This is a genomic window from Kitasatospora sp. NBC_01560, from assembly GCF_045208415.1.
GTDB lineage: Bacteria > Actinomycetota > Actinomycetes > Streptomycetales > Streptomycetaceae > Kitasatospora.
Map to the genome: position 1 here is coordinate 7,610,712 of NZ_CP109364.1, position 23,549 is coordinate 7,634,260.

21 protein-coding genes are annotated in these 23,549 nt (G+C 74.7%); 10 read left to right on the top strand and 11 right to left on the bottom strand.

Annotation, left to right across the window (positions count from 1 at the left end):
• Positions 1-10 precede the first annotated feature (10 nt).
• Positions 11-1,423, bottom strand: coding sequence for a class II fumarate hydratase (locus OH807_RS32815; RefSeq protein WP_406206394.1), 1,413 nt, complete (start codon positions 1,421-1,423; stop codon positions 11-13).
• Positions 1,424-1,966: 543 nt separating this feature from the next.
• Here OH807_RS32815 and OH807_RS32820 point away from each other — a divergent pair.
• The gene (locus OH807_RS32820) at positions 1,967-3,856 is read left to right on the top strand and encodes a cholesterol oxidase substrate-binding domain-containing protein (protein WP_406206397.1); all 1,890 of its coding nucleotides are present in this window, start codon (positions 1,967-1,969) and stop codon (positions 3,854-3,856) included.
• A 121-nt stretch (positions 3,857-3,977) separates the two neighbouring features.
• Here OH807_RS32820 and OH807_RS32825 read toward each other — a convergent pair whose 3' ends face one another.
• Positions 3,978-4,460 (bottom strand): helix-turn-helix domain-containing protein, encoded by a 483-nt coding sequence (locus OH807_RS32825; RefSeq protein WP_406211320.1) that lies wholly within the window; start codon positions 4,458-4,460, stop codon positions 3,978-3,980.
• Between the two features lie 183 nt (positions 4,461-4,643).
• Between OH807_RS32825 and OH807_RS32830 the strand changes: the two genes are divergently transcribed.
• A complete protein-coding gene (locus OH807_RS32830; RefSeq protein WP_406206400.1) occupies positions 4,644-5,417 on the top strand; it encodes an AzlC family ABC transporter permease in 774 nt (257 codons plus the stop codon).
• A complete protein-coding gene (locus OH807_RS32835; protein ID WP_406206402.1) occupies positions 5,417-5,725 on the top strand; it encodes an AzlD domain-containing protein in 309 nt (102 codons plus the stop codon). The genes OH807_RS32830 and OH807_RS32835 overlap by 1 nt, the downstream gene beginning before the upstream one ends.
• 84 nt (positions 5,726-5,809) lie before the next feature.
• Here the strand turns inward: OH807_RS32835 and OH807_RS32840 are convergent, their stop codons facing one another.
• Positions 5,810-6,130 (bottom strand): hypothetical protein, encoded by a 321-nt coding sequence (locus tag OH807_RS32840; RefSeq protein WP_406206405.1) that lies wholly within the window; start codon positions 6,128-6,130, stop codon positions 5,810-5,812.
• Positions 6,131-6,509: 379 nt separating this feature from the next.
• On the opposite strand from OH807_RS32840, the gene OH807_RS32845 reads away from it, so the two are divergent.
• From OH807_RS32845 to OH807_RS32870, 6 genes are all read left to right on the top strand, one after another.
• Positions 6,510-7,700, top strand: coding sequence for an acyl-CoA dehydrogenase family protein (locus OH807_RS32845; protein WP_406206408.1), 1,191 nt, complete (start codon positions 6,510-6,512; stop codon positions 7,698-7,700).
• A gap of 63 nt (positions 7,701-7,763) precedes the next feature.
• Positions 7,764-8,141: an ADP-ribosylation/crystallin J1 gene (locus OH807_RS32850; RefSeq protein ID WP_406206410.1), complete on the top strand. Its 378-nt coding sequence runs from the start codon at positions 7,764-7,766 to the stop codon at positions 8,139-8,141.
• A 20-nt stretch (positions 8,142-8,161) separates the two neighbouring features.
• Positions 8,162-8,959: an ATP-grasp domain-containing protein gene (locus tag OH807_RS32855; RefSeq protein WP_406211322.1), complete on the top strand. Its 798-nt coding sequence runs from the start codon at positions 8,162-8,164 to the stop codon at positions 8,957-8,959.
• 165 nt (positions 8,960-9,124) lie between these two features.
• The gene (locus OH807_RS32860; RefSeq protein WP_406206413.1) at positions 9,125-10,003 is read left to right on the top strand and encodes an alkaline phosphatase family protein; all 879 of its coding nucleotides are present in this window, start codon (positions 9,125-9,127) and stop codon (positions 10,001-10,003) included.
• A gap of 309 nt (positions 10,004-10,312) precedes the next feature.
• Positions 10,313-10,783, top strand: coding sequence for a hypothetical protein (locus OH807_RS32865; RefSeq protein ID WP_406206416.1), 471 nt, complete (start codon positions 10,313-10,315; stop codon positions 10,781-10,783).
• A 253-nt stretch (positions 10,784-11,036) separates the two neighbouring features.
• On the top strand, positions 11,037-12,332 hold the full coding sequence (locus tag OH807_RS32870) for a multidrug effflux MFS transporter (RefSeq protein WP_406206419.1): 1,296 nt from the start codon (positions 11,037-11,039) through the stop codon (positions 12,330-12,332).
• 49 nt (positions 12,333-12,381) lie between these two features.
• On the opposite strand, the gene OH807_RS32875 is transcribed toward OH807_RS32870, so the two are convergent.
• Positions 12,382-13,449, bottom strand: a complete 1,068-nt coding sequence (locus OH807_RS32875) for a hypothetical protein (protein ID WP_406206422.1) — start codon at positions 13,447-13,449, stop codon at positions 12,382-12,384.
• 318 nt (positions 13,450-13,767) lie between these two features.
• On the bottom strand, positions 13,768-15,822 hold the full coding sequence (locus OH807_RS32880) for a glycosyl hydrolase family 18 protein (protein ID WP_406206425.1): 2,055 nt from the start codon (positions 15,820-15,822) through the stop codon (positions 13,768-13,770).
• Positions 15,823-16,704: 882 nt separating this feature from the next.
• Between OH807_RS32880 and OH807_RS32885 the strand changes: the two genes are divergently transcribed.
• Positions 16,705-18,012, top strand: a complete 1,308-nt coding sequence (locus OH807_RS32885) for a hypothetical protein (protein ID WP_406206428.1) — start codon at positions 16,705-16,707, stop codon at positions 18,010-18,012.
• A 99-nt stretch (positions 18,013-18,111) separates the two neighbouring features.
• On the opposite strand, the gene OH807_RS32890 is transcribed toward OH807_RS32885, so the two are convergent.
• The 6 genes from OH807_RS32890 to OH807_RS32915 all read right to left on the bottom strand — a co-directional run bounded on the left by OH807_RS32890 (position 18,112) and on the right by OH807_RS32915 (position 23,287).
• Positions 18,112-18,714: a hypothetical protein gene (locus OH807_RS32890; protein WP_406206430.1), complete on the bottom strand. Its 603-nt coding sequence runs from the start codon at positions 18,712-18,714 to the stop codon at positions 18,112-18,114.
• A gap of 251 nt (positions 18,715-18,965) precedes the next feature.
• A complete protein-coding gene (locus OH807_RS32895; protein ID WP_406206433.1) occupies positions 18,966-19,583 on the bottom strand; it encodes a hypothetical protein in 618 nt (205 codons plus the stop codon).
• Between the two features lie 136 nt (positions 19,584-19,719).
• Positions 19,720-20,688, bottom strand: coding sequence for an ABC transporter substrate-binding protein (locus OH807_RS32900; RefSeq protein WP_406206436.1), 969 nt, complete (start codon positions 20,686-20,688; stop codon positions 19,720-19,722).
• Between the two features lie 79 nt (positions 20,689-20,767).
• Entirely contained in the window at positions 20,768-21,445 is a 678-nt protein-coding gene (locus OH807_RS32905) for an ABC transporter permease (protein ID WP_406206439.1), read from the bottom strand.
• Positions 21,442-22,110, bottom strand: coding sequence for an ABC transporter permease (locus tag OH807_RS32910; protein ID WP_406206442.1), 669 nt, complete (start codon positions 22,108-22,110; stop codon positions 21,442-21,444). Before OH807_RS32910 ends, OH807_RS32905 begins: the two co-directional genes overlap by 4 nt.
• A complete protein-coding gene (locus OH807_RS32915; protein ID WP_406206445.1) occupies positions 22,100-23,287 on the bottom strand; it encodes an ABC transporter ATP-binding protein in 1,188 nt (395 codons plus the stop codon). The genes OH807_RS32910 and OH807_RS32915 overlap by 11 nt, the downstream gene beginning before the upstream one ends.
• Between the last annotated feature and the right edge of the window lie 262 nt (positions 23,288-23,549).

Genomic DNA, 23,549 nt, shown 5'->3' on the forward strand with positions numbered 1-23,549 from the left:
CGCGGGGGTGCTACGGCCGGGTCATCCGGAGTACGTCGAGTGCCTCGTCCAGCTGCTCCCGGGTGAGCAGCCCGCGGTCGAGGTAGCCGCGCTCCAGCACCACCTGACGGATCGTCTTCCGCTCGGCCAGCGCCTGCTTGGCGACCTTGGCCGCCTCCTCGTACCCGATGTAGCGGTTCAGCGGGGTGACCACCGACGGCGAGGACTCCGCGTACTCCCGGGCCCGTTCGACGTTGGCGGTGATGCCGTCCACCGTCCGGTCGGCCAGCAGCCGGGCGCTGTTGGCGAGCAGCCGCACCGACTCCAGCACGTTGCGGGCGATCACCGGGAGCATCACGTTCAGCTCGAAGTTCCCGCTCGCGCCGGCCACCGTCACCGTGGCGTCGTTGCCGATCACCTGCGCGGAGACCATCAGCACCACCTCGGGCAGCACCGGGTTGACCTTGCCGGGCATGATCGACGAGCCGGGCTGGAGGTCCGGCAGGTTGATCTCGCCGAGGCCGGTGCGCGGCCCCGAGCCCATCCAGCGCAGGTCGTTGGCGATCTTCGTGAAGCCGACCGCGACGGTGCGCAGCTGGCCGCTCAGCTCGACCAGGCCGTCTCGTGCGCCCTGCGCCTCGAAGTGGTCGCGGGCCTCGGTCAGCGGCAGCCCGGTGGACCGCGCGACCTCCTCGATCACCGCGGCGGCGAAGCCGGGCGGGGTGTTGATGCCGGTGCCCACGGCCGTGCCGCCGAGCGGCAGCTCGGCCACCCGGGGCAGGGTGGCCAGCAGTCGTTCCCGGCCGTGCCGGACCTGGGCCGCGTACCCGGCGAACTCCTGGCCGAGGGTCACCGGGGTGGCGTCCATCAGATGGGTCCGGCCCGACTTCACCACCTGCGCGAACTCGGCCGCCTTGCGCTCCAGCGCCTCCGCGAGGTGCTCCAGCGCCGGGATCAGGTCGTGGGTGACGGCCGCGGTGGCGGCGATGTGGATCGAGGACGGGAACACGTCGTTGGACGACTGGCTCGCGTTGACGTGGTCGTTCGGGTGAACGGGCCGGCCCAGCCGCTCGGTGGCCAGCGTCGCGATCACCTCGTTGGTGTTCATGTTGGACGAGGTGCCCGAGCCGGTCTGGAACACGTCGACCGGGAACTCCGCGTCCCAGCGGCCCTCGGCGACCTCCTCGGCGGCGGCCGCGACGGCCTCCGCCGTCTCCTCGTCCAGCACCCCGAGCCGGGCGTTCACCCGCGCGGCCGCGGCCTTGATCCGGGCCAGCGCCGCGATGTGCGCGCGCTCCAGCCGCTGGCCGGACACCGGGAAGTTCTCCACGGCCCGCTGCGTCTGCGCCTGCCACTTCGCCGCGGCCGGCACCCGTACCTCGCCCATCGAGTCGTGCTCGATGCGGTACTCCCGGCCGGTCGCCGTCCCCTGCTCGTCGCCCATCGCGCGCTGCACCTCCTGGCCGGCCCGCAGCCGGTCCTGGTCTCGGTCGTGCTGTCCGTGTCCGTGTACGTGTCTTCTTACGTGTACGCGCCGCGGTACGTGCCCGTGCGTGTGCCCGTACCTGATCACCACAGCCGCGGGCGGGCCCCGGGTATTTCCGCGCGGGGCCTCCGGTCGGTGGGCGCGGGCTCGGTGGCGTCGGCACGGACGGCCGGGCCGAGGCGGTGGCCGTCCGGCTCCAGCGCGGAGGGCGGCCTCCGGGGGACCGGTGGTGACCCGGGGTGGTGCGCGAATGATCCGGTGCGGGGATCGCTCGTGACCCACGAGCCCGCCGCGGGATCGAGCAATCTTCACTCGTTCGAGTGAAGATCGCGAGCTGTCGGCCCGGGCCCGAACCGTTCGCTCCGTACGCTCGCCCCGAGCCGGGGGAGCAGCAGCGGCCGGGGCGGCCCGGCCCACGGGCCCGGGCGCACCGGTCGGAGGACACCGGCCGGGCACCCACCGGCCGGGGACACAGCCGGGCACACGGACCAAGGGGCGGGCATGACGGCAGAACAGCACGGCGGACACGACGAGCGGGGCGACGAGCGGGGCGACGTGCAGGGCGAGGTGCGCGGCGGGGCCGCGGCGGGCCTCAGCCGGCGCCGCGTCCTCGGTGCCGCGGCCGCACTCGGCGGTGCGGGCTGGCTGCTGCGCGGCACGATCGGCCCGGACCACGCGCAGGCCGCCACCCCGGCACCGCCCGGGCTGCCCGCGGGCACCGAGCTCTACCAGCGGGTCTACCAGAACTGGTCCGGGGAGGTCCGCACCGACCAGCTCTGGACCTGTGCCCCGCGCACCCCCGAGGAGGTGCCGCTGCTCGCCGACTGGGCCCGCACCAACGGCTGGCGGCTGCGCGCCCAGGGGTACCGGCACACCTGGGCCCCGCTCACCGTCGCCGACGGCACCGCCGAGGCCGCCCGCGTCCTGCTGCTGGACACCACGCGCCACCTCACCGCGATCGCCGCCGACGCCCCGGGCACCGTCCGGGTGCAGACCGGCGCGACCATGGAGGAGCTGCTCGCCCACCTGGCCGGGCGCGGCCTCGGCGTCGCCAACTGCCCCGCGCCCGGGGAGCTCACCGTCGGCGGGGTGCTCGCCATCGGCGGCCACGGCACCGCCGTCCCGGCCACCGGGGAGATCCGCCCGGACGGCCACGGCTACGGCTCGCTCAGCAACCAGGTCACCCGGCTGACCGCCGTCGTCCACGACCCGGTCGCCGGCCGGTACGCGCTGCGCACCTTCGACCGCTCCGAGGCCGACAGTGCCGCGTTCCTGGTCCACCTGGGCCGGGCCTTCGTCACCGAGGTGGTGCTGCGGGCCGGCCCCGACCGCCCGCTGCGCTGCGTCAGCCGGCTGGACATCCCGGCGAGCGAGCTCTTCGCCCGGCCCGGCAGCTCCGGCCTGCTCGGCCGCCCCCGTACCCTCGCCGACTTCGTCGACCGGGACGGCCGTGCCGAGGTGATCTGGTTCGCCTACACCGACCACCCGTGGCTGAAGACCTGGAGCGTCGCCCCGTCCCGTCCCTTCGCCTCCCGGGTCGTCGACGAGCCCTACAACTACCCGTTCTCCGACAACATCCCGGAGCCGGTCGCCCGGCTCGCCGGCCAACTCGTCTCGGGGGCCTGGGGATCGGCCCCGCTCTTCGGCCAACTCCAGTACCTGATCGCCAAGGTGGCACTCACCGGCGACATCACCGACGTCCTGCTCTCCGGCGGCCTGCTCCGCGACCTGCTCTCCGGCGACGTGCTCACCCACCTGCTGGCCGGCGGCCTGGGCTCGGACCTCTGGGGCCCGTCCCGCACCCTGCTGCAGTACGTCCGGCCCACCACCCTGCGGGTCACCGCCAACGGGTACGCGGTGCTCGCCCGGCGCGCCGACCTCCAGTGGGTCGTCGCCGAATTCGCCGAGTACTACCGGACGTTGCTCGCCGAGTACCGGGCGCGCGGCGAGTTCCCGGTGAACGGTGCGGTGGAGATCCGGGTCACCGGCCTGGACGATCCCGCCTGGAGCGGCGTCCCCGGTGCCCGGCCGCCGCTGCTGTCCGCGCTGCGGCCGCGCCCCGATCACCCCGAGTGGGACACCGCCGTCTGGCTCGACGTGCTCTCCCTGCCCGGTACGCCCGGGCTGCACCGCTTCGCCCGCGAGCTCGAACAGTTCCTGCTGCGCACCTTCGACGGCACCCGGGCCGGGCTGCGCGTCGAGTGGTCCAAGGGCTGGGCGTACACCGAGGGGGCCGCATGGGCCGATCCGGACGTGCTCGACCGGGTGATCCCCGCGAGCCACCGGGACGGCGGCGGCCCCGGCTGGGACGAGGCGGTCGCCGTCCTGGACCGCCACGACCCGCACCGGGTGTTCGGGAACGCCTTCCTGGACCGGCTGTTGACGAGCTGAGGCGGGCGGGTCGCCGGGCCGGCCCCGGGGTCGCCGCCGGTCCGGGCGGCCGGTCCGGGGCGCTGGTCCGGTCTCCCGTCCGGGCGTCGGCTCAGACGTGCTCCATCACGATCACCGCCAGTCAGACGTGCTCCATCACGATCACCGCCAGCGTCCCCGGCTCCAGGGCGCGGAAGACGTGCGGGGCGTCGCCCGGGTAGCTCACGTAGTCGCCCGGGTGCAGCTCGACCGGCGCCCCGGCGGGCCCGGCCAGCGCCCGTCCGGCGCCGAGCAGGACGTGCTCCACGGTGCCCGGCATGTGCGGGTCGGAGGCCCGGGTCTCGCCCGGCTGGGCCTCGATCCGGTAGATGTCGCGGCGGGCGTTCGGGGGGCAGGAGGCCAGCAGGGTGGCGGCGTAGTCGGCCCGCTCGGAGTGGGTCACCGGGCCCTCGCCGGCCCGGATCACCCGCACCACCGGCCGCGGCGGGTCGACCAGCCGGCTGAACGGGACGTCCAGCGCGACGCCGAGCGCCCAGAGCGTCTCCACGCTGGGGTTGCCCACGCCCGACTCCAGCTGGGAGAGCGTGGACTTGGCGATCCCGGCCCGCCGGGCCAGCTCGGCCATCGAGAGTCCGGCGCGTTCGCGCTCGCGCCGGATCGAGGCCGAGATCAGGCCGATCAGCTCCGAGCCCGTCGGCGCGGCCCCGCCGGTGTCGCCTCCGCCGTTGTGCACAGTCATCCGCGTTCGCTCCACACGTCCACGCGTTCGCCTTGACGAACGACAGCCATCGGGTTCACTCTACTGGACATGCGTTCGCTCCTCCGAACACTCGACCGCGCCACGCTCCGTGACATCGCCCTGGTCTGCCTCGCCGACGCCCTCGTCGGTGCCTCCTTCGGCGCCATCAGCGTCTCCGGCGGCCTGCCGCTGTGGGTGCCGATCGCCATGTCCGTCCTGGTCTTCGCCGGCGGCTCCCAGTTCGCGGCCGTCGGCGTCATCCTCTCCGGCGGCGGCGCACTGGCCGCCGTCGTCACCGGACTGGTGCTCAACGCGCGCCTGCTGCCGTTCGGGTTCACCGTCGCCGACGTGCTCGACGGGCCCTGGTGGCGACGCCTTCTCGGCGCGCAGGTGCTGACCGACGAGTCGGTCGCCTTCGCCCTGCTCCAGCCCGACCGGCGCCGCCGCCGGGCCGCGTTCTGGCTCTGCGGGATCGCCCTGTTCGTGGTCTGGAACGCGGCCGTCGTCCTCGGCGCCGTCGCCGGCGGCTTCATCGGCGACACCGATGCGTTCGGTCTCGACGCCGCGTTCCCCGCCGTCCTGCTCGCCCTCGTATTGCCGTCGCTCACCGACCGCGGCACCCGCACCGCCGCCCTGGCCGGCGCCGTCGTCGCGGTCGCCGCCACCCCGTTCCTGCCGGGCGGGCTGCCCGTCCTCTGCGCCCTGGCCGGCCTGCTGTTCGCCGTCCGGGCCCCGGGCGGCACGGCTGAGTCCGCGGCTGAGCCCGAGGCCGAAACCGCGGCCGAGCCTGCCGGTGGGCAGACCGGTGGGCAGACCGCACCGATCGCCGAAGAGGTCCGCTGATGCCGCTGCTCGCCGTTCTCCTGCTCGCCGCCGGGACCTTCGCCTTCCGGTTCGCCGGCCCCGCCCTGGGGCACCGGCTCACCCTCTCCGACCGGCTGCGCCACCTGCTCGCCGTGGCCGCCGCCGTCCTGCTGGTCGCCCTGGTCGCGACCGGCGCCCTCACGCAGGGCCACGGCTTCGCCGGCTGGGCCCGCCCGGCCGGTGTCCTGGTGGCCGGGTTGCTCGCCCTGCGCCGCGCACCGTTCCCCGTCGTGGTGGTGGCGGGCGCCGCGACCACGGCGCTGCTCCGCCTCTGCGGGGTCGCCTGACGCCGGGCCGGCGACGCGGCCGCCGGCCCGCCGGGAGGTGCGCCGCCGGGACGGGGCCTGCGGGGCCGGCGGGAACGGCCCCGGTCAGCCGGTGGCGCCGTCGGTCAGGCGCTCCTGCTGGATCTCCGGCCGCGTGCTGTCCCAGAGCAGCTCCCACACCTTGAACACGCAGTGGTAGTCGCGCATGCTGCCCTTGGAGATCAGCAGGTAGGTGTCGCCGTCCCGGAGCAGCGTGCGCTGCCGGCTGTTGAACGGGTGCTGCGGGCTGTACGTCGGGACGAGCCGCTTCAGTTCGGCGAGCGCCTCCTCGCGGGTGCCCTCGATCTCGCCGAGCACGTTGGTGCCCCAGATGCGGTCGTTCCCGACCCCCTCGGTCTCCTGGACGACCAGTGCCCAGCGCGCCATGCCCCACCCCTCGGTTCGGTGTCCCAAGCTGCGAAAGTGATCATCCTACCGAGGCGGGCGAACGCGGACCGTCGGTGAGGTCCTTGAGGAGGCCTTGAGAGGGCCCCAGGAGGACGGTCGTAGGGTGCGGGGTTGCCCGCCCGGTCCGTGGCGCAGTCGGGCACGGTGCCGACCAGGCTCCGGCCCGTCGTCCGCCCGCCGTCAATCGCTCGACTGTGTACACGCTCACTCCCTCGTCCCGGACCGCCCCGGGCCCCGCCGCGTGCGCCATACTCACCGGTACCCGCCGCGGCCGGCACCGCCACCGGGCACAGCCGGCGGCATTGCCACCGGCCTGGGCCGGAAGCCGCCGAGACTACAAGGACGACAAGGAGCTTCCATGGCGAAGCCGACCCGGATCGACCCCGCCGACCTGCTCGCCGTCGGTGACCTCCTCACCGACGAGGAACGGCTGATCCGCGACACCGTGCGGAAGTTCACCGACGAACGGATCCGCCCGCACCTCGCCGACTGGTTCGAGCGCGGCGTCTTCCCCGCCCGTGAACTCGCCCCCGAACTCGGCGCCCTCGGCGTGCTCGGCATGCACCTCGACGGCTACGGCTGCACCGGCTCCACCGCCGTCGCCTACGGCGTCGCCTGCATGGAGCTGGAGGCCGCCGACTCCGGCCTGCGCAGCTTCGTCTCCGTCCAGGGCTCGCTGGCGATGCGCGCGATCCACGCCTACGGCTCCGAGGAGCAGAAGCAGCGCTGGCTGCCGGGCATGGCGGCCGGCCGGCTCATCGGCTGCTTCGCCCTCACCGAACCCGACTTCGGCTCCGACCCGGCCAACATGCGCACCCGTGCCCGGCGCAAGGGCGCCGGTGAGGGCGCCGACTGGGTGCTCTCCGGCTCCAAGATGTGGATCACCAACGGCAGCATCTCCGACGTCGCCGTGGTCTGGGCGCAGACCGAGGACGGCGTCCGCGGCTTCCTGGTCGAGCCCGGCACCCCCGGCTTCACCGCCACCGACGTGCACGGCAAGCTCTCGCTGCGCGCCTCCGTCACCAGCGAGCTCGCCTTCGACGAGGTCGTGCTGCCCGCCGACGCCGTCCTGCCCGGCGTGACCGGCCTGCGCGGACCGCTCTCCTCGCTCAACGAGGCCCGCTACGGCATCCTCTGGGGCACCGTCGGTGCCGCGCGCGACTGCTACACCGCCGCCCTCGACTACGCGAAGAGCCGGATCCAGTTCGACCGCCCGATCGCCGGCTTCCAGCTCACCCAGCAGAAGCTGGTCGAGATGATGCTGGAGGTCGAGAAGGCCTACCTGGTGGCCCTGCGGATCGGCCGCCTGAAGGACGAGGGCGCCGCCCGGCCCGCCCACATCAGCTTCGGCAAGCTCAACAACGTGCGCGCCGCACTGGAGATCGCCCGCAGCGCCCGTACGGTGCTCGGCGCCAACGGCATCACCACCGAGTACCCCGTGCTGCGCCACGCCAACAACCTGGAGTCGGTGCTGACGTACGAGGGGACGAGCGAGATCCACACCCTTGTCCTCGGCGAGGCGATCACCGGCGAGTCCGCCTACCGCTGACAGCGGGCCCACGGCCGAAATGCGGTGGCCGGGCCGGCGCCGGCCCGGCTACCGTCTCGCCCCATGAGCAGTCGGACACCCCTCACCAGCACCTCGACCACCACGCTCTGGCGGCCCACCGGGCCCCGGGAGTTGGCCCTGGTCGAGGCCGCCGACCGGCGTGCCTGGCCGCCCCGGCTGCCCGACCAGCCGATCTTCTACCCGGTGCTCAACGAGGACTATGCGATCCGGATCGCCCGCGACTGGAACGTCCCCGCCTCCGGCGTCGGCTACGTCACCCGGTTCGAGGTGGACACCGCCTTCCTGGCCCGCTACCCCGTGCAGCAGGCGGGTGGCCGGACCATCCTCGAACTCTGGGTGCCCGCCGACGAGTTGCCGGAGTTCAACCGGCACATCGTCGGCCGCATCGAGGTGGTCCACGAGTTCCGGCCCAGGTCGTGACCGGCCCCGCTGCTGCGCCCGTGCTGCTCGTCCCGGCCCAGGAGACCAGCACCGGCGTCCTGTTGGCCGGGGCCGCCGCCGCACGAGGGCTGGAGACCGCCGTCCTGGCCGGCGCCGACACCGTCGAGCGGCTGGCCGGGCGGCCCGTCCACTGGTACGGCGGCCCGCTCGCCGGCGCACGGATCGCCGGGCGGCTCGGCCTCGCCCTGCTCGAACCGGAGGACGACTGGCTCGTCCGGCTGCCCGAGGAGTTCACGGGCCGGCGGATCGAACTGACCACCCTCGCCGACGCGTGGACGCTCACCCGGCCGGCCTTCGTGAAGCCGCCCTCGGACAAGTCGCTCCCGCCGGCCGTCTACGCCGACGGCTCCCGCCTGCCGCGCCACGGTGAGCGGATCGGGCCCGACACGCCGGTGCTGGTCAGCGAGCCGGTGACGTTCGGCGCCGAGTACCGGCTCTTCGTCCTCGACGGTGAGGTCGTCACGGGCAGCCGTTACGCCCGCTTCGGCCGGCTCGACCCGGGCCCGCTCACTGCCGGGGCCACCGACTTCGCCCGCCGTCTGCTCGCCGCCGTCGCCACGAGCCTGCCGAGCGCCGTCGCCCTCGACGTCGGCCCGCTGCTCGACCCGTACGATCCGGCCGAGCGCTGGGCCGTCGTCGAGGCCAACATGCCGTGGTTCGCCCACTGCTACGCCGCCGACCCGGCCCGGGTGCTGGACGTGGTCCTGCGGGCCGCGGGCCCGGTTGCGGCGCTGCGGCCGGCCGACCGGCGGTTCGTCGGGGCCGGGGGCGCGCCGACGGTCGGGGCCGACGGCTGACGGCTGACGCCCCTCGGAGGGGAGCCGGTGGTTCCGCCGTCGGCCGGACACCCGCCGTTCCTCCCGGCGACACCGGCCGGTACCCCGGGCCGGGCACCATGTCGCGGTCGGCGGCGTCTGCGAGGGCGCGGCCGCGTGTGCACCGCGAAAGGAAGCCCCACCATCATGCTCACAGCTCCGCTGCCCCGACCCCGGGTCCTCGTCGTCGGGATCGACGGCGTCCGGTACGACCTGCTGGAGCAGGTGCCGATGCCCAGGCTCGCGGAGGTGGCGGAGGCGGGCTTCCTGGTGCCGGTCACGGTGGCGGACTCCACGCCCACCATGTCCGGGCCCTGCTGGGCCACCATCGTCACCGGCGTGGAGCCCGCCAAGCACGGTGTCTGGGGCAACCACCTGGCCGGCAACCGGCTCGACGTCTTCCCCGACTTCGCCACCCGGCTCGCCCGGCAGGACCGCCGCCGCACCTTCGTCGCGGCCGGCTGGGACCCGCTGGTGATCAAGGAGTCGGGTGGGCCGCTGTTCCGCGCGCCCGGCCGGCTCTCCTACATCGCCCCCGCGGAGGACACCCCCGAGGCCTGGGAGACCGTCGACGAGGAGGTCACGCGGGAGGCCGTGCACGTGCTCTCGACCGCCGACCCGGAGGCGTCCTTCGTCTACCTCGGGGCCGTCGACGAGACCGCGCACTTCCTCGGCTGCGGCGACGAGTACCGGGCGTCCATGCGCACCGCCGACGCACGCCTCGGCCGGCTGCTCGACGCGGTGCGCGGCCGGGCCGGGTACGCCGAGGAGGCGTGGACGGTGATCGTCGTCACCGATCACGGGCACGTCGACGCCGGCGGTCACGGCGGCCGCACCCCGGAGGAGCGCACCGCCTGGGTGGCCTGCGCCGGCCCCGGCATCCCCGCCGCCCCGCCGGCCGGCGAGATCCGTCACCCGGACGTCGCCGCCCAGGTGTACGCGGCGCTCGGTCGGCCCATCGACCCGCACTGGACTCTGGACGGCCGTCCCTTCCCGGTGGCGGCCCCCGTGCCGGCGGGCGTCTGACCGGGGCCGCCGCCCGGTCCGCCACGGGGCTCGCCCCCGTCGGTGAACCCTGAGACGGGGGCGCGACGTATCCACCTGAAGGTGGAGGCCGTACCCCTGCGGTCGGAGAAACGGTCACGACCTCCAGGTGACGCCCCGGCAGCCCACACCGGGTCAGGATGGAGTCACCCAGGAGGACCGGCCGACCGGAGCCGGCCGGCCGGGACAGGCCGCCACCGGAACGAGCGGTACGGGGACGACAGACCAGGACGGGCACCGACGGCGGTGGCACCGGACAAGGAGAGGGCAGGGCGGGGCATGAACGGCGTCGTGAGCAAGGTCGCACTGGGAATCGCGGGCACCGGCATGGCTGTCGCCGTCGCGGCGGTCGCGGTCGGTCCGCGGGTCTCCGAGTGGTACGACGGGCGTCACCAGGAGCAGGCCAGCTACGCCTCCGGCAGCGATGCCAAGGCCGACCGGCGGGCGGTGCCCGGCTGGCTGCCCGACAACGCCTCCTCCGTCCGGTACCTGATGTCCACCACCGGTGACGACCGCCTGCTGACCGCCACCCTGCCGGACGGACGGCTGCCCGCGGGCTGCAGCACCGTCACGCCCAGCCGGACGGTGCACGCCGTTCCGACCGCCCTGAAGCCGGGCTGGTTCCCGCAGGGGGTCGCCTCGAAGGTCACCGGCAGCTGCGGGCACTACAACGTCACCCTGACCGGCAACCAGCTGTACGCGTGGCAGGACGGCGCGGCCGTCCAGGCGGCCCTGCGCGCGGGCCGGGAGGCCAAGCACTGAGCCGGGCCGGGCGGTGGCGGGCCGGGCAGTAGCAGGGCCGCGGAGTATCGGGCCGCGCAGTAGTGGGGCGAGCAGTATCGGGGCGAGCACCGGCCGGGCACCGGCCCGGGCCTCGCGGGTCCGGGAAACCGGCGCCGGGTGCCCCTGCCGCCCCGCGGTCGCGGACCCGCGCGGCCGACCCCGGGTATCGCGGGGCCGGAGCGCTGGGGTAGGACGGAGCGAAGACACCCAGCGCCGTCCCGTGAGGAGCCCCATGCCTGGTCCGACCGCCGACCCCGTCGGTGAGACGTCGACCGCCCCCGCCACCACCGGCCGCACCGGCTCCGCCGCCCCCGGTCGCGCCACCATCGCCGTCCTCGGCGGCCTGGTGGCGCTCGGCCCGCTCACCACCGACCTCTACCTGCCCGGTCTGCCCGCCATCGCGGACGACCTCGGGGCCGCGCCGGCCGCCGTCCAGCTCACGCTCACCTTCTCGATGTTCGGCGTCGCCGCCGGCCAGTTGATCTTCGGGCCGCTCAGCGACCGCTTCGGCCGCCGTCCGCCGCTGCTCGTCGGGCTCGTCGTCTACACCGTGGCCAGTGTGGTCTGCGTGTTCGCCCCGAGCCTGCCCGTCCTGGTCGCCGCCCGGTTCGTGCAGGGCGCCGCCGGTGCGGCGGGCCTGGTGATCGGGCGGGCGGTCGCCCGTGACCGGTTCGCCGGGGTGGCCATGCTCCGCTTCCTCGCCTCGATCAGCCTGATATCCGGTCTCGCCCCGATCCTCGCGCCGCTCGTCGGTGCGCAGCTGCTGCGCGTCACCTCGTGGCGCGGCACCTTCGGCGCGCTCACGGCCCTCGGCCTGCTGCTGGCGCTGGTCGCCTTCGCGGCCCTGCGCGAGACGCTGCCGTCCGACGACCGCCACCGCGGCGGGCTCACCGGCACCCTGCGGACCATGGGTGGCCTGCTGCGCGACCTTCCGTTCCTCGGCCTCGTCCTGACCAGCACCTTCGCCTTCGGCTCGCTGTTCGGCTACATCAGCGGCTCCTCGGTGGTGCTCCAGCACGTCTACCACGTCTCGCCGCAGACCTACAGCCTGCTGTTCGGCCTCAACTCCCTGGCCATCGTCGCCGTGACCCAGCTGAACGGGCGCGTCCTCGCCCGCCGGTTCACCCCGGGTGTGCTGATGCTCTCGGGGCTCGGCGTGGCGATCGCCGCCGGGGTGGCCCTGGTGCTGGTCACCGCCGTCTGGGACTTCGGCCTGTACGGGGTCTGTCCGGCCCTCTTCGTCCTGATGGGCAGTCTCGGCGTGGTCCTGCCGAACACCGCGGCGCAGTCCCTGAGCCTGGTCGCCCCGCGGGCCGCCGGCTCGGCCTCCGCCCTGCTCGGCACCGGCAACTTCCTCTGCGGCGCGGTCGTCGCCCCGCTGAGCAGCTTGGGCGGCGAGCCCTCGGCCGTCCTGCTGGCCGTGGTCGTCCTCGGCTGCGCGCTGCTCGCCGCCGCCTCCTACCTGCTGCTCTGCCGGCCCCGGCTCGCCGCCGGCCGGGCCGCGGCCGCCCCGGCCCCGGCGGGGTAGCGAGCCGGCCGGTCTCCGGCGGCCGGCAGTTGGCCGGCCGGCCCGGGGCTCAGACGCCGACGACCGCCTGGCCGCGGGCCAGCAGACGGGTGCGGGCGTAGGCGGCGAGTTCGGGGCCGCCGGCGGTGGCGGCGGCGTCCTGGGTGTTGCCGCCGGGGCGGTAGGTGCCCGAGACCGTGTAGTACCCGTAACGGCCGATCGTCGTATGGGTGTTGGCGCAGCCCGCGGTGATGCACCAGGCGATGCCGCTGGGCGTGGTCAGGCCCTGGACCTGGCCCTTGTGGGCCTGGCCGGAGGCGTCGGCCTGGGCCTTGTGGTCGAAGACGGCCACGCCGACGGTGATGGCGCTGTCGCCGGAGGTGTAGGTGGCGCGCAGCAGCTTGCGGCAGGACTGGCCGCTGATGACGTCGCCGAGACCGCCGGTGGTGGCCTGCCAGCAGGTGTCGGTGCTGCTGGTGGCGATCCTGGTCCAGGTCCGGCCGCCGACGGTGAGGTTCGGGGCGGCGAACAGGGTGCCCGGGTCGAGCGGGGCGGTGTCGGTCGCGGCCTCGGAGATGACGGTCAGCGGATCGCGCGGGGCGGCGCCGGACGGGGCGGGAGCCGCGACGGGGGGTGCGGCCGGCGGGGCCGCGGGCGGCGGGGCGCCCTGGGTGGCGCTCGCTCCGGGCCTGCCGGGGGTGGTGGCGGTGCCGGGCTTGGCGCCGGACTTTCCGGGCGACGGCGTCGGTGCAGCCGTCGGGCTGCCGGGCGCGGTGCCGGTGGCGCCGGGGGAGGGTGGGGCGCTCGGAGTGCCGGGCGCGGTGACGGACGGCGGCTCGGTGGGGGCCGCTCCGGTGGCCGCGGTGGCCGCGGTGGCCGAGGGCTGCGGGCCGACGGTGATCGCGCTGCTCTGCCGGTCCTCCGGGGCCGCCCCGGACACCTTGACCGCGACGGCGGTCATGCCGCCGACCAGCGCGGTGGCGAGGACACCGGCGCCGATCATCCGGCGGCGCTTCTTCCGCCGCAGCGCCAGCTCGTGCTGCTCGGCCATGGCGGCCCAGTCGGGCTGCGCGGCGGCGGGCGTGGTGGTGAGGTAGGGGGAACCGGCGCCGTACGGCGGCGCGGCGGCGGGTGCCACCGCGGGGGCGAGCTGCGTCGCCGCGTCCGGCCCCGCGGGCCCGACCGGTCCGATCTGTCCGACCCGCCCGGACTGTCCTGCCTGCCCTGCCGACCCCGCCTGCCCGGCAGAGCCGGCAGGCCCGGTCGGTGGTGTCTGTGTGCTGCCCGTCGCGGTCCCCGCCCCGTCCGTCATGGTCGGTGATCCTATGACACGACCGGTCCGGCCGAAGGGGCCGGACGACCGGGGCCCCGGACGCACCGCCGGGGGTGCCGCGACCGACTGGTCGCGCCACCCCCGGCGGGGTCACGGAGCACCGTGACGGGTGTTGCCGCAGCGTCAGGCGACGGCGAAGTCGTCGCCGAAGACGTTGCCCTGGCCGTACCAGCCGTGCAGGTACACCGTGACGGTGCCCGAGGCGCCGGTGGTGAACGGGACGGAGAGCTTGGTCCAGCCGGACGCGTTGGTCCAGGTGCTGGCGGTCGCGCCGCCGCTCACGCCCAGGTAGGCGTAGTTGCCCTGGACCCAGCCGCTCAGCGTGTACGAGGTGTTGGGCTGGAGCGTCACGGTCTGCGAGCACTGGCCGGTCTGGCCGGCGGTGGCGGCCGCCTGGAGGGCGTGCGTGCCGGAGTGGGCCGGGGTGGAGACGACCGCGCCGCCGCTCTGGCAGGTCCACGGGGCGAGGCTGCCCGTCTCCAGGCCGCCGTTCACCAGGCCACCGGGCGGGGTGACCCCGGTGACGGTCAGGTTGTAACTGCCGGTGTGGGTGCCGGACGTGGCGTTGCCGGTGATGGTGAGCGGGTAGCTCCCGGCCGCCGCCGCCGAGGTGGTGGTGATGTTGAGGGTGGCGGTGCCGCCGGCGGTGACGCTGCCGGGGGTGACGGTGGCGGTGACGCCGGCGGGGGCGCCGGTGACGGTGAGGTTGACGCTCTGCGCGGAACCGGCGGTCACGGCGGTGGAGATGGTCGCGCTGGTCGACGAACCGGCCGCCACGGTGCCCGAGTTCGGGTTCACGGCCACCGAGAAGTCGTTGCCGGGCTGGGTGCTGGTCACCTTCAGCGTGTAGCTGCCGGTGTGGGTGCCGGAGGCCGCGCTCCCGGTGATGGTGAGCGGGTAGCTCCCGGCCGCCACGGCCGAGGTGGTGGTGATGTTGAGGGTGGCGGTGCCGCCGGCGGTGACGCTGCCGGGGGTGACGGTGGCGGTGACGCCGGCGGGGGCGCCGGTGACGGTGAGGTTGACGCTCTGCGCGGAACCGGCGGTCACGGCGGTGGAGATGGTCGCGCTGGTCGACGAACCAGCTGCCACGGTGCCCGAGTTCGGGTTCACGGCCACCGAGAAGTCGTTGCCCACCGGGTTGCTGCTGGTGAACGGCGCGAAGATGTGGGTGAAGTCCCAGGTGCCCTGGCTGATGCCGGAGCAGTCGTCCCGGCCGCCGGTGCCCGGGCAGCCGCCGTTGTCCCGCTGGAGGGCCCAGAAGGAGAGCGTGTTGATGCCCTTGGAGACGGCCCAGTTGTACACCGTGGTGGCGTTGGCGACGGTGAAGGTCTCGGCCGCGCCGAAGTCGTCGATGCCGACCATCTCGGTGATGCCGATGGAGCCCCAGAGCTGGGCGGGCGTCTTGGTCGGGTAGAGCTTGGCCAGCTGGTTGTAGAGGCCGGTGGCCGAGGTCTGGGTGTCGGCGGCCATGTCGTGGGCCGCGTTGTCGTAGTAGTCGAAGGTCATCATGTTGACGACGTCGATCCGGGCGTTGTTGCTGACCGCGTTCTTCAGGACGGCCAGGCCGCTGGAGGCCAGGCCGCTGGTGGTGGTCGGCAGCGTGTACGAGAACTGGATCGAGCGGCCGTTGGCGGCGGCCCAGTCCTGCACGACCTTGATCGCTTTGTTGCGGCGGTCGATGCCGGCCGTGTTGGTCAGCGAGTTGTCCTCGATGTCGAGGTCGATCCGGCTGATGTCGTAGGTGGTGATGACGTTCTCGAAGGCGGCCGCGATCTGGTTCACGTCCGTGCAGCTGTCGGCGAGTTCGGTGCCGGTGTTGTCCGCCGTGTAGCCGCCGAAGGACGGGATGACGTCGCCGCCGTTCGCCCGGATGGTGGCGATGTCGGCGCCGAAGGTGGAGGAGGCGACCGGCATGGAGGTGTCGCCGTTCCAGTACGGCGTGCACGAGCCCTTGGTGGCGGCCTGCAGGAACGCCATGGTCAGGTGCTTGGCACCGGACTGGGCGGCCAGCGCGGCCGGGCTCTGGCCGGTCCAGGCTTCGAAGTACGGAGCGAACACCCGGTTCGGGAGCGGGGTCGCGGCCTCGGCCGAGCTCGTCCCGGCGGCGACCAGCCCGGCCGACGCGACCAGCGTGGCACAGGCGGTCAGAGCGGCCTGGATCGTTCTGCGTAGACGCATGGATTCTCCAACAGACTTGGTGGGGCAGGACGTTGGTAGCGAGGTGACCGCCGCTGCGCGACCGTGGAGCAGTGCGACCGCGACCGTGCGGTGCGACTGCGTGGGGGCGTGCAGGTGCGCAGGGGCGTACAGGGGTGCCTGACGTGCGGACGTGCCTGAGGAGCTCGACGTGCGGGTGTGCGGACGTGCCGTGGCCCCGTGGTCGCGTCGAACCGGCGCCACGGGTGGAGCGAGTGGAGCGGGTGGAACGGAAGGGCCACGGTGCGCGGGTGCGCGTACGCCGTACGGGTCGGGGGCGGAGCGGAGCAGGGCAAGGCAGTGCCTCAGCCGCCGGTGGTCACACCCCCACAGTGCATCCCGGTCGGATCGACATGCTTATGGTTGGACTAGACCAGTTCTCTGTCAAGAGTCCTAACAGTTCGTCAGCGCACCGAAGGGGCGGTCGCCGGACGAACAATCCGCTTGCGGCGGGCGAAGCCGTTCGGACATGATCCTTCCCATGCGCGATCTCCACAGGAAGGGCGGCCACCGCCCGAGCCGGTGAGCCCCGCCCGCCGCCGGTCATCGGCGGCCGGCCCGTGCCACCCCGTACCCTGCGCCCGTACCTGTACCCGTAGCTGTGCCTGTGCCTGCACCCGCACGGGCCGCCGGCGTGTCACCGGCGCGGCGAGTGCCGCTCCCCGTGCAGCGGTGCTCTCCCGACCGCATCCACCGCCGGTCCTCCGGCGCGCGCAGGTGCGGGGGCGAGCCTGTACCCCCGTTCGCCCACGCCCGCCGGCCGGCTCTTCCACCCGGCCGGGCGTCCGCTGCGCCGCCCGCCGGTGGGCCTGCCGCGCCCCCGCATCCACCACACCCCACACACCCACCTCTGGAGGAACACCTGTGACGACGACCCCGCTGGACACCGCCTGGAGCCTGCTGGAAGCCGGTGACGTGAGCGCCGCGATGCGCGAACTCCGTTCCTCGGCACCGGACCTGCCGGCCGTCCAGGCGGCCCCGCTGGTCGAGCGGCTGGCCGCGGCGGGCGGTTTCGACGACCTCGCCGAGGCCGCCCGCGGCCTGGTCGCCGCACCCGCCGACCCCGTCGCGCTCTACCGGTACGGCTACGCCTGCGTCGGGCGCGGTGCCGCCTTCCTCGCCGTCCCCGCGCTCACCGAGGGCCTGCGCGCGGCCGCCCCGTCGCGCGGGCTGCTCGGCCGGCACCGCGGCGGCACCGACCGGCGTCCGGCGATCCTCTCCGAACTCGCGATCGCCCTGGAGGACGAGGAGCGCCACGGGGAGGCCGTCGCCGTGCTGAGCGAGCACGACGAGCTGCTCCGGGACTGGCCCGAGCGCTACCTGATCGCCTACAACTCCCTGATGGCCGGGGATGCCGCCGGTGCCCGGGCCGTCCTCGACCGCCTGCCCGCCGACGCCGGCGAGTGGCAGCCCGCCGCGGACCGGCTGCGTCGCTGCCTGGACCGGGTCGCGACCGTCGCCGCCACCGCGGAGCCCGGCGGCCCCGACCCGCTCGGCCACCAGGCCCTGCGCGCCTGGCACTTCGCACTCACCGGCGGCCTGCTCGCGACCCTCTCCCCGTACGGCTGGGACGCGGGCATGACCGGCCGGTTCGCCTTCCTCCAGGACAGCCACGAGCTCTGCCGGCGGGGCCTGGAGCGGCTGGGGGTGATCCTGGCGGCGACCGGGACGCGCCCGCACTCGGTCTCCCTGCTGCCCGGCCGCTCCGACCGCGCGCTCGGCCTGGCCGCCGCGGGCCTGTTCGGCCTGCCCGTACAGCCCTACCGGCCGGGCACCGCCAACACCGTGGTGGTGGCGTACGACCTGAGCGCGGTGGACGGCGAGCTGCGGGACCGGCTGCGCGAGCGGGCGCCGGGCGAGGTGCTGTACGAGCACGCGACCTGCTGGACCACCCCGCCGGGCGTCGCCGCGGACGTCTGCGGCCTGCTCGGCCAGGTGGTCCGTGCGCCCTGGGAGCCGCTCGGTGGCGAGCCGGACGGGCGGAGCGCGGAGGAGCTGGCGGCCGACATCCGCGCCGCGGATCCGGCCGCGGACCCCGGCGACGGTGCGACCCCGGCCGATTCGGACGAGCTACTGGCCGGCTTCGCCCGCGCGGTCGGCGCCCGCTGGCCGGCCGGCCCGCGCGAGGGGTGCCGCTCCAGCGGTCCGGTGCGCAGCGGGCGGTTCGGCTGATCCGACCGCTCCGCCCGATCCGGACGCCCCGGACGACGAACCGCCCCGCCTGTTGTGCTGCTGTGCTTGCTGCGCCGGTCCGCCGTGCCCGAGGCGACGTCAGGAAGTCCGAGCGAGCAGTTCGTCGACGATCGCCGTGACATCGTCCGCGCTGCGCCACTTGACGGCGAAGTGGTGCTGGGCCACGCGTTGGACGGCGGCGGTCAGCCAGGCGTCGTCGCCGAGCAGGTCCGCCCGCTTCCGGTCGACGACGACGCCGAGGAGTCCCTGGAGGAGCACGATCTCGCGGGCGGAGTAGAAGCCGCGGTGGTGGCTGAACTCGGCCGACCACATGTCGTACGGGTGGCGGACCATGGCTTGTACGCAGGACCCGTGGACGGTGATGCCGGAGCCCTTGCTGAACAGGCCGCCGAACTTCGAGCTGGAGAACCGGTCGACGGTGACCGCCACCCCCAGCTCCATCAGGCGGTCCCACTCGACCAGGTACGCGTCCCGGCCCGCGACGTGGTGGACCAGGCCCTCGCGTTCGAAGGTGAGATGGGCCCTGCCGGCGGCGTCCCCGACGACCCAGCGGCCGTCGGCCCGGACCAGCGGACCGAGTCGGTCGGGCAGCGCGGGCGGCATGGGCAGCGCGGCGTCCGGCGCGGCGTCCGGAGTGGCGGGAGCGTGGTTGCGGGGCTGGTCGGCGGCGGTGGCGTTCACGGCGTTCCCTCGGGCAGGCGGCATCATCATGCCGACCAGACTTCCCGGCTCACCTGGTGCCGACCGTACACCAGGCTTCGGCCCGGCCGCACAGAAGTTCGAGCTTCGGTGGCCGACGCCGCGTGCGGTGCGGCCTGGTGCCGCGACGGTGGCGCTGCCGATCGGTGCACCGTGGCCGCGCGCGGGTCGCCGCGCGCGGCCACGGTCGCCCGGCGCTCAGGACACCGGGCCGATCGGGGCGGGCCGGGTCGTCAGGCCGGCGGGCAGAGGGTGGCGCGCAGGGCGTCGAGGATCTTCTCGGCCTTCTCGGTGCCGAAGCCCTGCGGGTGGTCCGGTGCGGTGAAGCGCTGGTTGGCCAGCTCGACGAGCTTGGCCCGGTCCTTGGGGAACTGGTACATCGACTGGCACTGGTTGCGGGCGCGGTCGACGGCCTGGTCGGCCTTGCCGCCGACGATCGCCGGGTCGATCGCGTCGAGTGCGGCGACCAGCTTGGCAGTGGCGCCGTCGCCCGGCTTGCTGGGGAGCCCGGCGTCGGCCGGCGGAGCGGGCTTGGGCGGCGCCGGGCTGTTCGCGGCCGGGGCGTCCGGTGCGCCGGGCGAGGTACTGCCGGGGGCGGGCCCGTCGGTGCTGCCCGCGGCGGGGCCGGTCGGGGCGGGCGCCGTGGGGTCGCCGGCGGCGGGGGTGTTCGCGCCGGGGGCGCTCGGTGTGCCGGCTGCCGGGGTGGTGGCGGCGGAGGCGGTGGCGGAGGCGGAGGCGCTGGGGGAGCCGGAGACACCGGCCGCGGTGGTGCCGGAGTCCGAGCTGGAGCAGGCGGCGAGGCTCACCGCGGCGAATGCCGTGAGGGTGGCGGCGAGGAGACGAGTGCGCATCCCGCCACACTGTCATGTCCGCGGCGCTCAAGGGAAGATCCCCCGGCCGGGGGAGCCCGGCGCGGGGAGCACACCGCGGGGCGGCGGCACCGGGGTCGCCCCCCGGGGCCGCCGCGCCCACCCGCGGATGCCGGGGTCAGCCCAGGCCGTTGGCCTTGAGCCACTCCTTGGCGACCGCCGACGGGTCCTCCTTGTCGAGCGCGACCTTCTTCATCAGGGCCAGCAGGCCGGCCGTGTCCAGCTTGGCCGACACCGCGTTGAGCGCGGCCGTCGCGGTCGCGTCGACCCCGGCCTTGTTGACCAGCGGCGTGACGTTCTGCGCGCCGAACACGTTCTTCGGGTCGGTCAGCGGGACGAGCTTCAGCTGAGTGATCTTCGGGTCGGTGGAGAACACGTTGCCGACCTGGACCGAGCCGTCCTTCACCGCGTTCGCGGTGGTCTCGCCGGTCGGCTTCCACTCCTTGAAGGTCAGCCCGTAGACGTCCTTGAAGGGCTGCTCCTGGCGGGACTTGAACTCCGGCGGGCCGCCGAGGACGAACTCGCCCGCCTTGGCGGCGAGGTCGGCGATGCTCTTCAGGCTGTACTTGTCGGCGGTCTCCTGGCTGACGCTCAGGGTGTCCTTGTCCTCGGCGGGCGAGGAGTCCAGGATGCCGAGTGTGGCCGGTAGGGTCTTCACCAGCTCCGCGTTGACCTCGTCCTTGGTGGGCGAGGCCGCCTTGCCGCCCAGGTAGGAGAGCAGCGCGCCGTTGTACTCGGGCAGCACGGTCAGGCTGCCGTTCTGCAACTGCCCGTAGAGCACCTCGCGGCTGCCGATGTTGAACTTCTCCTCGACCTTGACGCCCTTGGCCTTCAGCGCCTGCGAGTAGATCGAGCCGAGGAGCACGTTCTCGGGGAAGTTCGCCGAGCCGACCACCACGGTCGAACCGGAGCCCGCGGCCGGCGCGGCGCCCGTCGCGCCGGGCGCGGCCGCGGACGAGGAGCCGCCGCCGAGCGGGTCCCCGCCGGAGGAGGAGCAGGCGGCGGTGCCCAGCGCCAGCGCGGCGAGGGTGCCGAGGACGACGGCCCGGCGGCCGTTTCTGTGCGGAGCGAACGCGGATGTCGACATGGTGATGTGTGTCCTTTCAGGACGTGAACAAGTCGGGCGTGAACGAGTCGGGCTGTGGACAGCGGGGCGTGAACGAGGATCAGCGGGCCCGGCGGCGGGCCCGGAGCCCGGGCGGCAGGGCGTACCGGGAGAGCAGGGCGAAGAACAGCTGGGCGCCGACGGCGAGCAGCACCACCAGCAGTGCGCCGCCCACCGTGACGGCGTAGTTCCTGGTCGCCAGCCCGTCGATGACGTACCGGCCGAGACCGCCGAGGCCGACGTACGCGGCGACCGTGGCCGTCGCGACGACCTGTACCGTCGCGGTCCGGAACCCGGCCAGCAGGGTGGGCAGCGCCGACGGCAGGCAGACCTGCCACAGCACCTGCGGGTGCGTCAGCCCGACGCCGCGCGCTGCGTCCCGGACGTCCGGATCGGTGCCGCGCACCCCCTCGACGGCCGCCACCAGCAGCGGCGGCGCGGCGAGTGCGACCAGCGGGATCAGGACGGCGGTGTCGCCGACCCCGGCCAGCAGGACCGCCAGCGTGACCAGCCCGAGGGTGGGCAGCGCACGGGCGGCGCCGGCCAGCGAGGTGACGGCGGCGGCGCCGCGCCCGGTGTAGCCGATCAGCAGCCCGAGCGGGACGGCCAGCAGCGCGGCGAGCAGCAGCGCCTCACCGGAGAGCAGCAGGTGCTCGGTGACGCGGTGCACGATCGAGTCCGGGCCGCTGCGGCGGTCCGGGGAGGAGAAGAAGTCCCCCAGCCAGGAGAGCCAGTTCATCGGCCGGCCCCCTTCTCGCGGACGGCCCACGGCGCGAGCAGCCGCCGGGCGCCGAGCAGCAGCAGGTCCACGACCAGGGCCAGGGCGGCGATCAGCACGATGCCGGCCACGATCGGGGTGGGGAAGGTGCGCTGGAAGCCGTCGATGAACAGGTAGCCCAGCCCGCCGCGCCCCACCAGTGCGCCGACGCTGGCCAGCGAGATGCTGGAGACCGCCGCCACTCGCAGCCCCGCCACCAGGTACGGCACGGCGGCGGGCAGCTCGACGGCGGCCAGCCGGTGCCAGGGCCCGTAGCCCATCGCGCTCGCCGCCTGGCGGACGGGATCGGGGACGGCGCGCAGCCCGTCCACCGTGGTCGGCAGCAGGACGGCGACCGCGTAGAAGGTGAGCGGGATCATCACGGTGGCCTGGGTGGCCAGCCCGGTGTAGGGGATGAGCACCACGAAGACGGCCAGCGAGGGCAGCGCGTAGACGACGTTGAAGACGGCGGCGAACGGCTGGTAGAGCCGCGGGTGTCGCGTGCAGGCCAGGCCGAGCGGGACGGCCAGCAGCAGGCCGACGAGGACCGGGACGAGGGCGATCACTGCGTGGTCGGCGAGCAGGCCGCCGAGGTAGCCGAGGTGGTCGCCGATCCAGTACCAGCGGACGATCGGTTCATCGTCCACCGGTGGCTCCGCCCGCTTCGGTCCGGGCCGGGGTCTTCGGCACCCCGGGGGCGCCGGAGGCATCCGGGGTGTCGTCGAGCGGGTCCGGGGCGTCCGGCGCGGGCCCGGCGGCGGCCCGGACCGCGCCGTTCACGGTCACCGGCACCGGGCCGGCCAGCGCGGCGAGGACGGCCTCCCGGCTCGCCGTCCCGGTGGCCCGGCCGTCGGCGTCCAGGGCGACGGCGATCCCGGCGGGGGAGAGGACGGCGGCGTCCAGCGCGGTGCGCAGGGTGTCGGCCGCCGGCCGGTAGCCGGGTGCCGGGTGCAGGGTGGCGGTGGCCGCCGTCCGGTCGATCCAGCCGATCGGCCGGTTGCCGTCGTCCAGCGTCAGCTCCCAGCCGCCGTGGTGCGGGCCGTCGGCCACCGGGCGGACGGCGATGCCGGCGGCGGGGCGCAGACCGAGCCCGCGCAGCCCGCGGTCGCGGCCGAGGAAGGCGGCCACGGCGTCGTCGGCCGGCGCGGTGAGCAGGGTGTGCGGGTCGGCGAGCTGGGCGATCCGGCCCTGCTCGCGCAGGACCACCACCTGGTCGCCGAGCCGGACGGCCTCCTCGATGTCGTGCGTCACGAACAGCACGGTCTTGTGCAGTTCCGCCTGTAGCCGCAGCAGTTCCTCCTGGAGCCCGGCGCGGACCACCGGGTCGACGGCGCTGAACGGCTCGTCCATCAGCAGCACCGGTGGGTCGGCGGCCAGTGCCCGGGCCACGCCGACGCGCTGCTGCTGGCCGCCGGAGAGCTGGAACGGGTAGCGCTTGGCGGTCTCGGGCGCCAGCCCGACCAGCTCCAGCAGCTCGGCCGCGCGGGCGCGCGCCCGCTTCCGGTCCCAGCCGAGCAGGAGGGGGACGGTGGCGATGTTGTCGATCACCTTGCGGTGGGGGAAGAGCCCGGCCTGCTGGATGACGTACCCGATGCCGCGGCGAAGCTTGGCCGGCTCCAGTTCGGCGACGTCCGTGCCGTCCAGCAGCACCCGGCCCGAGGTCGGCTCGACCATCCGGTTGACCATGCGCAGCAGCGTGGTCTTGCCGCAGCCGGACGGGCCGACCAGGACGGTGGTGCGGCCGGTGGGCACGTCGAGGTCCAGGCCCGCGACGGCGATGGTGCCGTCGGGGTGGCGCTTGCCGGCGCCGTCGAATCTGATCACGGGGAGTTCCTCGTCTCGGCGCCCCGCGGTGGCGGCGCCGATGGTGGCGGTCGTTCGGTGGCTGGGTCAGTGGCGGCTTGTCGACACAGGTGACGATACGTAGTACGACTGTCCCTCTGTCATATCAATTACGCGGGCGTTCTTCCGCCCGCGTGGCTGCCCAGCATCGGACCGGTGGAAACTCCGATCACCCTATGAACTGGATCATCTCCTGTCCCTGGGGAACCGTGCCGACGGGGGCGATCGGTCGCCGGGCGGCGCC

Bases quoted from the DNA above. Each gene is read 5' to 3' on its own strand.
- OH807_RS32840 (WP_406206405.1), bottom strand. From the start codon at position 6,130: ATGGCGCGCTGGGCACTGGTCGTCCAGGAGACCGAGGGGGTCGGGAAC.
- OH807_RS32830 (WP_406206400.1), top strand. From the start codon at position 4,644: ATGCGTTCGCTCCTCCGAACACTCGACCGCGCCACGCTCCGTGACATC.
- OH807_RS32895 (WP_406206433.1), bottom strand. From the start codon at position 19,583: ATGCGCACTCGTCTCCTCGCCGCCACCCTCACGGCATTCGCCGCGGTG.
- OH807_RS32870 (WP_406206419.1), top strand. From the start codon at position 11,037: ATGCCTGGTCCGACCGCCGACCCCGTCGGTGAGACGTCGACCGCCCCC.
- OH807_RS32820 (WP_406206397.1), top strand. From the start codon at position 1,967: ATGACGGCAGAACAGCACGGCGGACACGACGAGCGGGGCGACGAGCGG.
- OH807_RS32860 (WP_406206413.1), top strand. From the start codon at position 9,125: ATGCTCACAGCTCCGCTGCCCCGACCCCGGGTCCTCGTCGTCGGGATC.
- OH807_RS32835 (WP_406206402.1), top strand. From the start codon at position 5,417: ATGCCGCTGCTCGCCGTTCTCCTGCTCGCCGCCGGGACCTTCGCCTTC.
- OH807_RS32845 (WP_406206408.1), top strand. From the start codon at position 6,510: ATGGCGAAGCCGACCCGGATCGACCCCGCCGACCTGCTCGCCGTCGGT.
- OH807_RS32825 (WP_406211320.1), bottom strand. From the start codon at position 4,460: ATGGCCGAGCTGGCCCGGCGGGCCGGGATCGCCAAGTCCACGCTCTCC.
- OH807_RS32900 (WP_406206436.1), bottom strand. From the start codon at position 20,688: ATGTCGACATCCGCGTTCGCTCCGCACAGAAACGGCCGCCGGGCCGTC.
- OH807_RS32850 (WP_406206410.1), top strand. From the start codon at position 7,764: ATGAGCAGTCGGACACCCCTCACCAGCACCTCGACCACCACGCTCTGG.
- OH807_RS32815 (WP_406206394.1), bottom strand. From the start codon at position 1,423: ATGGGCGACGAGCAGGGGACGGCGACCGGCCGGGAGTACCGCATCGAG.
- OH807_RS32905 (WP_406206439.1), bottom strand. From the start codon at position 21,445: ATGAACTGGCTCTCCTGGCTGGGGGACTTCTTCTCCTCCCCGGACCGC.
- OH807_RS32880 (WP_406206425.1), bottom strand. From the start codon at position 15,822: ATGCGTCTACGCAGAACGATCCAGGCCGCTCTGACCGCCTGTGCCACG.